Genomic DNA, 12,925 nt, shown 5'->3' with positions numbered 1-12,925 from the left:
GCCATCAGAGATGTGTATAAGAGACAGGAGCGAAACAGTCCTGTTGCTCCTGACGAACTTCGATATCCTCGGTCGACGCCGGGAACAGACGGACGGGTGCTACCACGTCCATCTCACTGGCAAATCGGCCCGCACGTTCGCCGACGAAATCGGGTTCGGGTACTCAGAGAAGGCCGATGCGCTTCGCGCGTATCTCGACGATCTCGCGTGGTTTGAGGAAGAAGAATGGAGTGACGAAGTTGTCTCGATAGAGGAGTCGACCGGGACTGTGTACGATATTTCGGTCGAAGAAACGCACCGATACGCGGGTGCTGGAGTCATCAACCACAACTCCTACTGGGAATCGACGATGATGACCGACGAAGCCTTCGCGGGCGACGACGAGTTCCTCAACTACGCCGACCACATGGCGAAGGTGCTGGCGTCGGGCGGACTCAACCCCTACAGCCTCGGGATGGAACTCTGGGAGTACGTCGAGAACACGACCAACCGGCGGGAGGTCCTCGAGGCCCTGCTGCGCGTCGAGGGCATCTCGTGGCGCAACCTCGTCGATGTCGTCGACTTCGACGACGTCCTCGAGCGGCTCGAGCCGCCGGCGGCGATCGAGACCATCACTCCCGAGACGCTCGACGCGCTCGAGGGGGTCTCCGACGAGTGGGTCGACCACGAGGCCGTCGAAAAGGCCCGCGCGGGCGAGATCGACGTTTCGAACTACCCCTGGAAGGTTCTAACCGAGACGGGGTTGGCGCGTCGCCACTACTCGTTGGTCAAGCGCCAGCACCGTGGGTTCCTCAGTCGGGTCAATCAGAACGAACTCGAGCGAATCGGTCGGTACCTGTTCGACGACGCCCGCTACGCGTCGGTCGAAGAGGCGCTCGACGATATCGACTTCACGGCGGGCTGGAACCGGCTGTTCGACGTCCGGGAGAGTCACAACGACGTGACCTTCTTGGACGAATTCCTGACCCAGGAGTTCATCACGGAGAACAACTACTTCACCTACGAACACTCCCAGGCGACGGGGCAGTTCCACGTCGCCAGCGACGCGGCCGAGGACGTCAAAAAGAAGTTGCTGTTGCAGTTCACTAACTTCGGGAAGCCGACGATCGCGGTCTACGACGGCAACTACAACAACGCCAACGAACTGCTGCTCGGCCACCAGTACAACGGCGTCATGCTCGATCTCGAGCAGGCCACGGAGACGCTCAAGCGGATCTTCGAACTGTGGGGGCGGCCGGTGAACCTGCTGACGATCGTCAAGGAGGTCGACGAACACGACATCGAGGTCGCCAAGCGCCGCAACCGTGAGCCAGAACCCGAAGAGCAGGGCAAATTGATCCGGTACAACGGCCAAACGGTGACGACCGAAGACGTGCCCTGGGAGGAGGTCGAACACCTCGCTGCCGACGACGTCGACTACGACACGAAGCCCGACGAATGGCTCGCGTAAGGGCGCTTGCGATCCGGTTGCCGTCTCCTCGGAGCGTATCGGTTCGGGGGCCGTTGGCCAGAACCCTTACATCGTCGTTCGCCAATGCAGGGACACGATGGATGGGGATGGGGGTGAGGCCGTCGAGCCTCGGGGCCGGGGGGCCACCGGGCTCGATCTGCCAGCAGTACTGACACGACTCGACGATCAGGAGCCGGCGGAGCAACGGGCCGCTGTCCGCCGGATTCGGACCACAATCGACGACCAGGGGCAGGCGGCGGCGTATGCCCCGACGGTGCCGAAGTTACGGTCGCTGCTCGAGCGGACTGAACTGGATTTTCACGACGAGATCGCCGCCTGTCTCGCCGAGTTGGCGGCCGACGCACCGACGGACGTCGCGCCGTCGACCGGCACGATCGTAACGGTCGCCCGCGAAAACGCCGACCAACCGGTGGCGCGGGAACTCCTTCGGTGTCTCGCCGCCGTCGCGGCCGAGCGGCCGGACGTCCTGGTCGAGCACCTCGAGGCGATCGCCGACGTGCTGGATCGGCGACGCGGGTACGACCGCCACGGGCTCCAGGCGATCGCCCGCGTCTCGACGGCGGAGCCGACGGCGATCGAACCGGTCGCGCCGATCCTCGTCGACGCGCTGGCCGCGAACCCGATCGAAAACGGGCCGCCGGTGTGCCGAGCGCTCGGTCGGCTGGCGCGGTCCGGCGGGGAACTGCCCACCCTCGAGTTCGTGACGCACGCTGCGGGTCTCGTCGACCACGACGACGGAGCGTTGCGACACGACGCGATCGGCTGTCTCGGCGATGTCGCCCACTGTGACCCCGACGCGGTCGACCCGGTCTGTGATGATCTCGCGGCGGCGCTTTCGTTTCCGGACCCGGAGACGCGGGCTATCGCGGCGGTCACGGTGGCCCGCATCGCCGCCGAGACCGGCGACGCGGTCGCGACGGTTCGCGAGGAGTTGCGCGAACGCCTCGCGGACGACCACGCGACCGTCCGGGCGAACGCCTGCGTCGCGCTCGGGTACGGGCACGTCGATGCGGCCGCGCCGCGGCTGCGGGAACTCGCGACCGATGACCCGGCACCGAACGTCCGCGATCGCGCTTCGTGGGCCGTGAGACGCCTTTCCGACGGCCGGTAGGGTCGACACGGACCGTAACGCAGTCGATGCTCGCGGCCGTTTCTCCGACTATGAACGTCAGCGTCGAGACCGAGTCCCGGTCGACGACCGTCGACGTAACCGACCGCATCGCCGCAGCCGTTCCGGACCACCTCGAGTCGGGCACCTGTACGGCCTTCGTCCAGCACACGACGGCCGGACTCGTCGTCCAAGAGGACGAGCCGCGGCTTCGAGGCGATCTCGAGTCGTTCCTGGGCGATCTAGTCCCCGACGACGGGCATGCACACGACGAGTTAGACGGCAATGCGGACGCCCATCTGCGAGCGGCGCTGCTCGGTCCGGACGTGACGATCCCGATCGTAGACGGGGAGTTAGCGCTGGGGACCTGGCAGTCGGTGTTGCTGGTCGAGTGCGACGGACCGCGAACCCGGACCGTGACCGTGACGACCGTCGGCGACACGAGTCGCCACTGAACGCCACTGCGCACCTGATCGTACGACGGCCGTGCGGTCGGTGTCTCACTCGTTTCAGTTGGCCTGCGAACGCCGTGCTCGAGGTGCCTGGCACGTGGGACCCGCCGGAGTCGGCCGGGGGTCGACGCGACGACACGAGGAGTCGGGCCCGAAACGATCGGACGACGCGCTGTGACCCTCACTCGAAGCCGCGCGATCACACGGCGATCGGCCGATCCGCCGAAACGCAGTCGACGCCCCGGTACCCGAGCAGCACCGCCATCGATCGCCGCTCGACGGTCCACGCGTGAACCTCGAGCCCGACGCGTGTCGCCCGCGGGACGAGCCCGGTCACCAAACAGCGCCAGCGGTTCGCACCGAGCACGTCACAGTCGAGTTCGACCGCGGTCGTAACCGGCGTCTCGAGGTGGCGACTCACGAGCACCCCGATGGGCTGGTCCGGATCGCGCTCGCGGATCGCCCGCAGTTCGGAGACCAGAAAGGACGTCACGATAACGCGATTGTCGACGACAGTCTCGTCGAGCACCGTGAGGACGTCCGCGGCGATGCCGGCTGTCTTGAGTTCGAGAGTGACCTCGACGGACGGCGGCAGGGCCGCGAGCATGTCCGCGAGAGTCGGAATCCGCTCGTCGGACTCGAGCACCGAGTAGTCGCTGAGTTCCGCGAGCGGGATCTCCGCGACGCTGCCCGAACCGTCGGTGATGCGGTCGATCGTTTCGTCGTGGACGACGACGAGCTCGCCGGAGCCACAGCGTCGCACGTCGAACTCGACGGCATCGGCGTGCTCGGCGGCGGCCCGGACGGCACCGATCGTGTTCTCGGGGGCGGTCCCGGCGAAGCCGCGATGCGCGATGAGTCGCATTCACTGGCATAACGGGAGCCGCCGGCTTCAGTGGCGCGTTCGGTCGCAGAGCCTGTACCCGTCGCTCCAGGGCTGTCCAAATTACTTAGCAAGCAACGTTACAAGAGTCCGCCGACTAGATGGAGACGATTACTGGATTGGACTCCCGACTCGTTCACTCGATCGGCGTGATCTACCTATGAGCGGTCGAGACAATGCGTCTGTCGATGTCCTGCTTGTCGAGGACGAGGCCGAAGCCGTTCGGCTCATCGGCGAGGCGTTCGACGAGGTCGACGCCGAAACGTCGGTTCGGGTCGCCGCCGACGGCGACGAGGCGCTGACGGTGCTGACCGAGCGCGGCGACGAGCCACCTTCGGTTCCGGATCTCGTGTTGCTTGACCTGGACGTGCCGCGGCTGAGCGGCCTCGAACTTCTCGAGGCGATCACGAACGAGCCGACGCTCGCGCGGCTTCCCGTGCTCGTGTTGACGCAGTCGGCGGCCGTCGAGGACGTTCGAGCGAGCTACGAACTTGCGGCCAACGCCTCTCTCACGAAACCGTCCGAGCCCGAGGCCTACGCCGAGATGATCGAGGCGATCGTGGACTTCTGGTTCGGGCGGGCTGCCCTGCCGACGAACGGCTCGTAGCACCGGTCCGAACGCGGCGGGGCGTCCTTCGCCCCGTCCTTTGATACGAACGGCCGGCACACGTACGGTATGGACGTCACGACCGACTTCGATGTCGATTTCGACGGCACCGTTGCGGTGATCACCGGTGCGAGCGGCGCGCTCGGCAGTGCGACCGTCGACCGCTTCCGCGCGGCGGGGGCGACCATCTGTGCCGTCGACGTGATTCCGCCGGCCGACGAGGACAGTTCGCTCGAGGCGGACGTCGCCGACGAACCCGGCCTCGCGTTCTACGAGGGCGACCTGACCGACGAGGACGACGTCGCGGCCCTGATGGACGCCGTCGTCGACGATCACGGGCGGATCGACCACCTGCTGAACATCGCCGGGACGTGGCGCGGCGGCGACCACATCGAGGACACCGACCTCGCGGAGTTCGAGTCGCTCGTCGACATCAACCTGAAGACGGCCTTTCTCGCGTCCAAACACGCCCTGCCGCACCTCCGAGAGGCGGCGGGCTCGATCGTCAGTATCAGCGCTCGGTCCTCGCTCGAGGGCGGCGCGGGCGACGGTCCCTACCGGATCACGAAGGCCGGCATCCGGCTGCTGACGGAAACGCTGGCCGAGGAGAACCGCGGGACCGTCCGTGCGAACTGCGTCATGCCGAGCGTGATCGACACGCCGATGAACCGCGAGCTGATGCCCGACGCCGATCACGACGAATGGGTCGCTCCGGGCGACATCGCGGACGTGCTCGCGTTCCTCTGTAGCGACGGTGCGGCGGTGACAAGCGGTGCTGCGGTACCGGTGTACGGCGAGGCCTGAAAAGGGACGGTGAACGGGTATCGATGCGTTACAGGTTCTGGCTGAGCCAGTCCGAGAAGGGCCCTGTGAGGAAGTCGACGTAGTCCACGAGGCCCAGGTACAGCGAGACGACGAGCACGATGACGATCGGGACGCGAACCGCCCAGATCCACGCCTGTCCAAGCCCGCCGAGATCGCCGATTCCCTTCGAGAGTTCCTCGACGGCGAACTTCGGTGCGACCCAGCCGACGAGCAACATCAACACGAGCGCACCGAACACCAGCAGGATACCGTCGGCGAACAGATCGAGCAGGTCGAGGAAGACCAGATCGTACGTGACCGGAACCCCGAGCAGGTAGATGACGCCGCCCATTCCGAGCGCCGCCTTCCAGCGCTCGATCCCCTTCTCGTCGATCATGTATGCGGTCACGACCTCGAGCAGCGAGATCGCACTCGAGAGAGCCGCGATCGTGACGGTCCCGAAGAACAGGATGCCGAGAAGGCGGCCGCCGGAGAGGGTCGCGAACGCGTCGGTCATCGAGATGAAGATCGCGCCGGCACCACCTTCACCCGGTTCGGTAATCCCGCCCGCGAAGAAGATCGGGAAGACGACCAGGCCAGTCAGGAACGCGATGCCGGTGTCGAATCCGATGATCGTGAGGGCGTCTCTGGTCAGGTTTCGGTCCTCACCGAGGTAGGATGCGTAGGTGATCATGACGCCCATCCCGAGCGAGAGCGTGAAGAACGCCTGTCCGGCCGCTGCGGGCAGGAGTTCGACCCAGTTGTCGAGAATGACGTTGAAGTCCGGGGACAGATAGTACGCATACCCTGCTCCGGCGTTGGGGAGCGTGTACGCCCAGATTGCCATGCCGACGAGCAAGAGGAGGATACCGGGAACCATCAGCTTCGTCGCGGTTTCGATACCGCGACGGATGCCGAGGGCGACGATCCCGATCGTCAACGCCATGAAGATCGTGTGTAACACGAACGCGTCGAGTCCGGTCGATAGCTCACCGAACATGAGAGCCGTCGTCGGCGCGCCGACTTCGGCCGCGGCGCTCTCGTAGCCCGCGAGGTGGCTCGCGTAACTCCCGCGGAACCCCTCGAGGAAGTACCGAATGAACCAGCCAGCGACGACGCTGTAGTACGACAGAATCACGCACCCCGTGACGATGAACACGCCTCCGATGTACTTCCAGGCACCCCCGCCCAGTTCCATCAGCGCGCCGACCGGATTTCGCTCCGTTCGTCTCCCGACGACGAACTCGACCAGAATGGCCGGGAACCCGATAAGTGCGACGAACAGCAGGTAAACGACCAGAAATGCTGCTCCACCGCCCTCTCCCGCGACGAACGGGAACCGCCAGATGTTTCCTAACCCCACCGCACTCCCGACCGCAGCGAGGATGAACCCTGTTCTCGTTGCCCATGTTTCGCGCTGTGCCATATCGGGGAGGATCGTTCCGGGGACCTAAAACCTTCTATTTGGGAACTAGGTACATGATGGTCTCATTTCCATACGTCTTGACACCATGTGACTTGAAACACAGTACCAAGAACCGTACCGGTGAGAGCCGGCACGCGCATTCGAGGGCGCAAGGGCGACGTTCGACGGCTGTGCGGCGGTTGCTTGCTGGACGAGAGAACGGCGTTCCGTCCCGAACGTCAGTTCGAGCTGTCCATGGCAAGCGCTATCGTCCGACATGCAGTATTTCACGACCGGCGCGTGCTCCGACTGGACTGGAGACGACATGACGTCGATCATCGATAGCGTCCGCAAGATGATGACCGTGGGGATCGCTGTGTTCCGGATCGGCATGCCGAGGTTCCCCAGATCGCCGGTAACCGACTGGAGAACGCCGACCATGGCATCAGCATCGCCGCCGACGCCGGCACCGATACACCCGGCAACGCCTGTGATTCCTGCGATACCCAGCCCCCGTAGTACGTTTCGTCGATCAAATCCTATACTATAGAATTACAAGGTAATCTCTGGTAGAAGTCTCTTTGGCGACGTGCAAATTCCGGGAGAGTAACTGACGGAATCGGGCCGTGGAGGGCCGATGAGCGGCCGTCAGCCGGCCGCCGGACGCGAACCCTGATGCATGAAAACATACAATCCTTCATGGGAAATAATACGACTTACAGAACGTTTTTGACGCAGGTGACCGTTGCCTCGGGCAATGAGTTGGCACGGGAGGGTTTCCCTATGACGATGGAAGACCGCATCGACGAACTCGAGGAACTCCGCGAAGAGGCGCGGCGGGGCGGCGGCGAGGCCCGCATCGAGAAGCAACACGACAAGGGGAAGATGACCGCCCGCGAGCGGATCGACTACTTCCTCGACGACGGCTCCTTCACCGAGTTCGATCAGCTTCGGACCCACCAGACGAGCCAGTTCGGGATGGAGGAACAGAAGATTCCCGGCGACGGCGTCGTCACGGGCTACGGCGAGGTCAACGGGCGGAAAGTCTTCGTCTTTGCCCACGACTTTACTGTCTTCGGTGGTTCGCTCGGCGAAGTCTTCGCCGAGAAGGTCTGTAAGGTCATGGACATGGCGATGGAGGTCGGTGCGCCGGTCATCGGGCTCAACGACTCCGCTGGCGCTCGGATTCAGGAAGGGGTCAAGAGTCTGGCCGGCTTCACCGAGATTTTCCGCCGCAACCAGGAAGCCAGCGGCGTCATCCCCCAGATATCGGGGATCATGGGTCCCTGTGCCGGCGGCGCGGTCTACTCCCCGTCGATCACCGACTTCATTTTCATGGTGAAAGACACGAGTCACATGTACATCACCGGCCCCGGCGTCACCAAGACCGTCACCGGTGAAGACGTCACCCACGAGGAACTCGGCGGTGCGATGACCCACGCCGACAAGACCGGCGTCGCCCAGTTCGCCTGCGAGAGCGAGGAGCAGGCCTTAGACGACATCAAGCGACTCCTCTCCTATCTCCCGCAGAACAACGTCGAAGACCCCCCACGCGTCGAACCCTGGGACGACCCCGACCGCCGCGACGAGACACTCAAAAGTATCGTCCCGCCGAGCCCGCAAAAGCCCTACGACATGACCGATGTTATCGATTCGGTCGTCGACGAGGGCTCGTTCTTCGAGGTTGCGGACAACTTCGCCAAGAACATCGTCGTCGGCTTCGGCCGCCTCGACGGGCGCTCGGTTGGCCTCGTCGCCAACCAGCCCCGCGTCAACGCCGGCACGCTGACCGTCGATGCCTCGATGAAGGGCTCGCGGTTCGTCCGCTTCTGTGACTCGTTTAATATCCCGATCGTCACGTTCGTCGATGTCCCCGGCTACATGCCCGGCACCGACCAGGAACACCGCGGGATCATCCGCCACGGCGCGAAACTGCTCTACGCTTACGCCGAGGCGACCGTCCCGCTGCTGACGGTCATCACCCGGAAGGCCTACGGCGGTGCCTACTGCGTCATGGCCTCGAAGAACCTCGGCGCGGACGTCAACTACGCCTGGCCAACGGCGGAGATCGCCGTCATGGGTCCGCAGGGCGCGGTCAACATTCTCTACCGCGAGGAACTCGAGGAGGCCGACAACCCCGACGAACTCCGCGACGAACTCATCGAGGAGTACCGCGAGGAGTTCGCCAACCCCTACACCGCGACGGACAAGGGCTTCCTCGACGACGTTATCGTCCCGACCGAAACCCGGCCGCGGCTGATCCGCGACCTCGAGATGCTCGAGACCAAGCGCGAACAGAACCCGGACAAGAAACACGGCAACATCCCGCTGTAACATGACCACCAAACAACAGCCGTCGGCCGACGACCGGGCCGCGGACGCCGGCGGCGAGCGGAACGACGACGCGTCGACGGGTCTCGAGGGGGTCCTGCCCGGCGACGTCACCCTTGACCTGCCGGACGACGCGGACGATGAGGAGGCCGCAGCGATCGCGGCCGCCGTCGGCGCGCACCTCCACGATCACGCGCTCGCAGCCGCCGCAGCGGCCGCCGAGGGCGAGGAGACGTGGGACGACAAACGGTGGGCCTTCGCCGGCCGGGTCCGCGCACAGCAACACCGGACCGTCCGCGTGCCCCGCGGCGCGCCGACCGACGCGTGGTCGGCGGCGGGACGGACCAGGCAGTTCTAACCCGCCGCGGACCCTCGCTGGGTCCTCGAGAACGAGAGCGAACCGCTACCCGCGGGCGGAGCTACTCCGAATCGGATCCCAGTTCCGGCTCCGGTTCGTCGTCGGATTCGGACATGGTGATCGGCTCGTCGGCCTCCATGCCCACGTCCTGGCCTTCCTTGATCGCTCGGGCTTGCTCTTCCATCGCTTCGACGTCCATTTCGGCCTGCTCGTCGATCTCGCCGATGATGTCGGCGATGTCGTCCAGCCCGATCAGTTCGCGCGTCTCGTCGTCGAACTCGAGGCTCTCGAGGTCCGTCCCGTTGCCTTTCACGTCGCTACCCGAGAGGTGTTTGCCGTAGCGGCCGACCAGCGAGGTGAGTTCCTGGGGCATGACGAACGTTGTCGACTCGCCCTGGCCGATATCGGCGAGCGTCTCCATCCCCTTGTCGATGACCGCGCGTTCGCCCATCGATTCCGCGGAGCGCGCTCGCAGGACGGTCGAGATCGCGTCACCCTGTGACTCGAGGATCTGGCTCTGCTTTTCACCCTGGGCGCGGATGATGTTCGACTGCTTGTCCCCTTCCGCCTTCTCGACGGCGCTGCGGCGTTCTCCCTGCGCCTCGAGGATCATCGCACGGCGGCGGCGCTCGGCGGAGGTCTGTTCCTCCATCGCGCCCTTGACGCCCGCGGAGGGCGTGACCTCGCGGACCTCGACCGACTCCACTCGAATGCCCCACTCGTCGGTGGGCTCGTCGAGTTCCTGGCGGATGCGCTCGTTGATCATCTCCCGCCGCGAGAGGGTGTCGTCGAGTTCCATGTCGCCGATCACGGCTCGCAGCGTCGTCTGGGCCAGGTTCGAGACCGCACGCTGGTAATCGTCGACCTCGAGGAACGCACGCTTGGCGTTCATGACCCGGATGTAGACGACGGCGTCGGCCGTGACGGGGGAGTTGTCCCGCGTGATGGCCTCCTGCTGGGGCACGTCGAGCGTCTGCGTTCGCATGTCGAACGTGTAAATCCGGGAGACGTACGGCGGGACGATGTTCAGCCCCGGCTCGAGCAGTTTGCGGTACTCGCCGAAGACGGTCAGCGCGGCTCTGTCGTAGGCGTCGACGATCTCCACCATCTGCCAGACCGTGACCACGACGAGGAAGAGTCCGATCAGGCCGACGAGCAGGAGCGGGTCCTCGAGCACCGATTGTGTCTGTAGCGGGCCGAGTACGTTCTCGTACATCGTGTGTATGAGGGACCCAGGTCGGATAACGCTTGCCCATAACACGCATGGAACGTGGTCGCGCTCGGTTCGGAGTGGAACCGACGCCGACAGCGATCGACGGCTTTCGGGACGTGATCTGGCAAAAACTGACACGAGATCGGACCCGTTGCGAAAAAGTAAGGTAGGGCCCTCACGACGGTATCCACAGAAATGTTCAGGAAGGTTCTCGTGGCGAACCGCGGGGAAATCGCCGTTCGCGTGATGCGAGCGTGCGAAGAGTTGAATATCGGGACCGTCGCGATCTACTCCGAGGCCGACAAGGACTCGGGTCACGTCCGCTACGCGGACGAAGCGTACAACGTGGGGCCGGCGCGTGCGGCCGACTCCTATCTCGACCACGAAGCCGTCATCGAGGCCGCGCGGAAGGCCGACGCCGACGCCATCCACCCCGGCTACGGGTTCCTCGCCGAGAACGCCGAGTTCGCGGGCAAAGTCCAGGACGCCGAGGGAATCACCTGGATCGGCCCGTCCAGCGATGCCATGGAGTCGCTCGGCGAGAAGACCAAGGCCCGGACGATCATGGACGAGGCCGACGTCCCGATCGTTCCCGGGACGACCGATCCCGTTACCGAGCCCGAGGCCGTCAAGGAGTTCGGCGAAAAACACGGCTACCCGATCGCCATCAAAGCGGAAGGCGGCGGCGGCGGCCGCGGGATGAAGGTCGTCTGGGACGAAAGCGAGGTCGAGGACCAACTCGAGAGCGCCAAACGCGAGGGCGAGGCCTACTTCGATAACGATTCGGTCTATCTCGAGCGCTACCTCGAGCAGCCCCGCCACATCGAGGTCCAGATCCTCGCCGACGAACACGGCAACGTCCGCCACCTCGGCGAGCGCGACTGCTCGCTCCAGCGCCGTCACCAGAAGGTTATCGAGGAGGCCCCGTCGGCCGCACTGACCGACGAACTGCGCGAGAAGATCGGCGAGGCCGCCAGGCAGGGCGTCGCTGCCGCCGACTACACCAACGCCGGAACCGTCGAGTTCCTCGTCGAGGAAGAACCCGGCCGGGACGGCCCGCTGGGGCCCGATGCGAACTTCTTCTTCCTCGAGGTCAACACGCGGATCCAGGTCGAGCACACTGCGACCGAGGAGATCACCGGGATCGACATCGTCAAGCGACAGATCCAGATCGCTGCCGGCGAGGAGATCGATTTCGAGCAGGACGACGTCGAGATCGACGGCCACGCGATCGAGTTCCGGATCAACGCCGAGAACGCGGCCGACGACTTCGCGCCCGCGACCGGCGGCACACTCGAGACGTACGACCCGCCGGGCGGGATCGGTGTCCGACTCGACGACGCCCTGCGACAGGGCGACGACCTCGTCACCGACTACGACTCGATGATCGCGAAGCTGATCGTCTGGGGCGAGGACCGCGACGAATGTATCGAGCGGTCGCTTCGCGCGCTCCGCGAGTACGAAATCGCGGGAATTCCGACGATCATCCCGTTCCACCGGCTGATGCTCACCGACGAGGAGTTCGTCCGGAGTACGCACACCACGAAGTACCTCGACGAAGAACTCGACGAGAGTCGCATCGAGGAAGCCCAGGAGCAGTGGGGCGGCGACACCGGCTCGGGCGGCAGCGAGGACGACGAGGAGACCGTCGAGCGCGAGTTCACCGTCGAGGTCAACGGCAAGCGCTTCGAGGTCGAACTCGAGGAACGCGGTGCACCCGCCATCCCGACCGGCGATGTCGAGGCCGGCGGCGGCCAGGCGAGCCGGCCCGAGCCTGCGGGCGGCTCGAGCGGCGACGGCGGGACCGAACTCGAGGGCGACGGCGAGACCGTCGACGCCGAGATGCAAGGGACGATCCTCGACATCGAGGTCGCGGAGGGCGACGAGGTCGCCGCCGGCGACGTGCTGGTCGTCCTCGAAGCGATGAAGATGGAAAACGACATCGTCGCCTCCCGGGGCGGCACCGTCACGCAGATCGCTATCGAGGAAGGCGAGAGCGTTGATATGGGCGACACGTTGGTCGTCCTCGAGTAGCGGTCCGCGCCGCCGGTCGCGGGGGCGTCCGCCCGTGAACGTGTTCGCCGGAATTTCGAAGCCCGTTCCGACACACCGGATAGCTGCACGCGCCACCGATCCGAGACCCTGCACGTGATCGACGGGACGACGGTTGCCTGCGCTCGGTCACCGTTGATCCACCATCCGGACATTCCTGACCCGCGTGTCGCGTGTATCCGATCGCGACCGGCAAGAAACGGCGTGCCGACCCGCGGCTGCACCGAGCCATCGTCTGTGA

General features: G+C 65.2%; 11 protein-coding genes. 8 read left to right on the top strand and 3 right to left on the bottom strand.

From position 1 onward, the window contains the following. The 3 genes from C487_RS15230 to C487_RS15220 form a co-directional block, all read left to right on the top strand. A partial coding sequence (locus C487_RS15230) for a SpoVR family protein (protein ID WP_206538384.1) occupies positions 1 to 1,450 on the top strand: 1,450 nt, incomplete at its 5' end. A gap of 97 nt (positions 1,451 to 1,547) precedes the next feature. Beyond that, positions 1,548 to 2,582, top strand: coding sequence for a HEAT repeat domain-containing protein (locus tag C487_RS15225; protein ID WP_006186702.1), 1,035 nt, complete (start codon positions 1,548 to 1,550; stop codon positions 2,580 to 2,582). A 26-nt stretch (positions 2,583 to 2,608) separates the two neighbouring features. Further along, a complete protein-coding gene (locus C487_RS15220) occupies positions 2,609 to 3,034 on the top strand; it encodes a secondary thiamine-phosphate synthase enzyme YjbQ (RefSeq protein WP_006186701.1) in 426 nt (141 codons plus the stop codon). Positions 3,035 to 3,230: 196 nt separating this feature from the next. On the opposite strand, the gene C487_RS15215 is transcribed toward C487_RS15220, so the two are convergent. After that, the gene (locus C487_RS15215; RefSeq protein ID WP_006186700.1) at positions 3,231 to 3,896 is read right to left on the bottom strand and encodes a glycerophosphodiester phosphodiesterase; all 666 of its coding nucleotides are present in this window, start codon (positions 3,894 to 3,896) and stop codon (positions 3,231 to 3,233) included. Positions 3,897 to 4,074: 178 nt separating this feature from the next. Between C487_RS15215 and C487_RS15210 the strand changes: the two genes are divergently transcribed. Further along, entirely contained in the window at positions 4,075 to 4,521 is a 447-nt protein-coding gene (locus C487_RS15210; RefSeq protein WP_006186699.1) for a response regulator, read from the top strand. A gap of 69 nt (positions 4,522 to 4,590) precedes the next feature. Next, a complete protein-coding gene (locus C487_RS15205) occupies positions 4,591 to 5,325 on the top strand; it encodes an SDR family oxidoreductase (RefSeq protein ID WP_006186698.1) in 735 nt (244 codons plus the stop codon). A gap of 28 nt (positions 5,326 to 5,353) precedes the next feature. On the opposite strand, the gene C487_RS15200 is transcribed toward C487_RS15205, so the two are convergent. Next, positions 5,354 to 6,751, bottom strand: coding sequence for a sodium-dependent transporter (locus C487_RS15200; protein ID WP_006186697.1), 1,398 nt, complete (start codon positions 6,749 to 6,751; stop codon positions 5,354 to 5,356). Between the two features lie 768 nt (positions 6,752 to 7,519). On the opposite strand from C487_RS15200, the gene C487_RS15190 reads away from it, so the two are divergent. Beyond that, the gene (locus C487_RS15190; RefSeq protein WP_006186695.1) at positions 7,520 to 9,064 is read left to right on the top strand and encodes an acyl-CoA carboxylase subunit beta; all 1,545 of its coding nucleotides are present in this window, start codon (positions 7,520 to 7,522) and stop codon (positions 9,062 to 9,064) included. A gap of 1 nt (position 9,065) precedes the next feature. Continuing rightward, positions 9,066 to 9,419, top strand: coding sequence for a hypothetical protein (locus C487_RS15185; protein ID WP_006186694.1), 354 nt, complete (start codon positions 9,066 to 9,068; stop codon positions 9,417 to 9,419). 61 nt (positions 9,420 to 9,480) lie between these two features. On the opposite strand, the gene C487_RS15180 is transcribed toward C487_RS15185, so the two are convergent. Continuing rightward, positions 9,481 to 10,635, bottom strand: a complete 1,155-nt coding sequence (locus tag C487_RS15180; RefSeq protein WP_006186693.1) for an SPFH domain-containing protein — start codon at positions 10,633 to 10,635, stop codon at positions 9,481 to 9,483. Positions 10,636 to 10,827: 192 nt separating this feature from the next. On the opposite strand from C487_RS15180, the gene C487_RS15175 reads away from it, so the two are divergent. Further along, positions 10,828 to 12,666 (top strand): acetyl-CoA carboxylase biotin carboxylase subunit, encoded by a 1,839-nt coding sequence (locus C487_RS15175; protein ID WP_006186692.1) that lies wholly within the window; start codon positions 10,828 to 10,830, stop codon positions 12,664 to 12,666. Positions 12,667 to 12,925 lie beyond the last annotated feature (259 nt).

Origin of the sequence: Natrinema pallidum DSM 3751 (genome assembly GCF_000337615.1) — an archaeon.
GTDB classification, from domain to species: domain Archaea; phylum Halobacteriota; class Halobacteria; order Halobacteriales; family Natrialbaceae; genus Natrinema; species Natrinema pallidum.
This window is presented reverse-complemented; position numbering and strand designations above follow the sequence as displayed.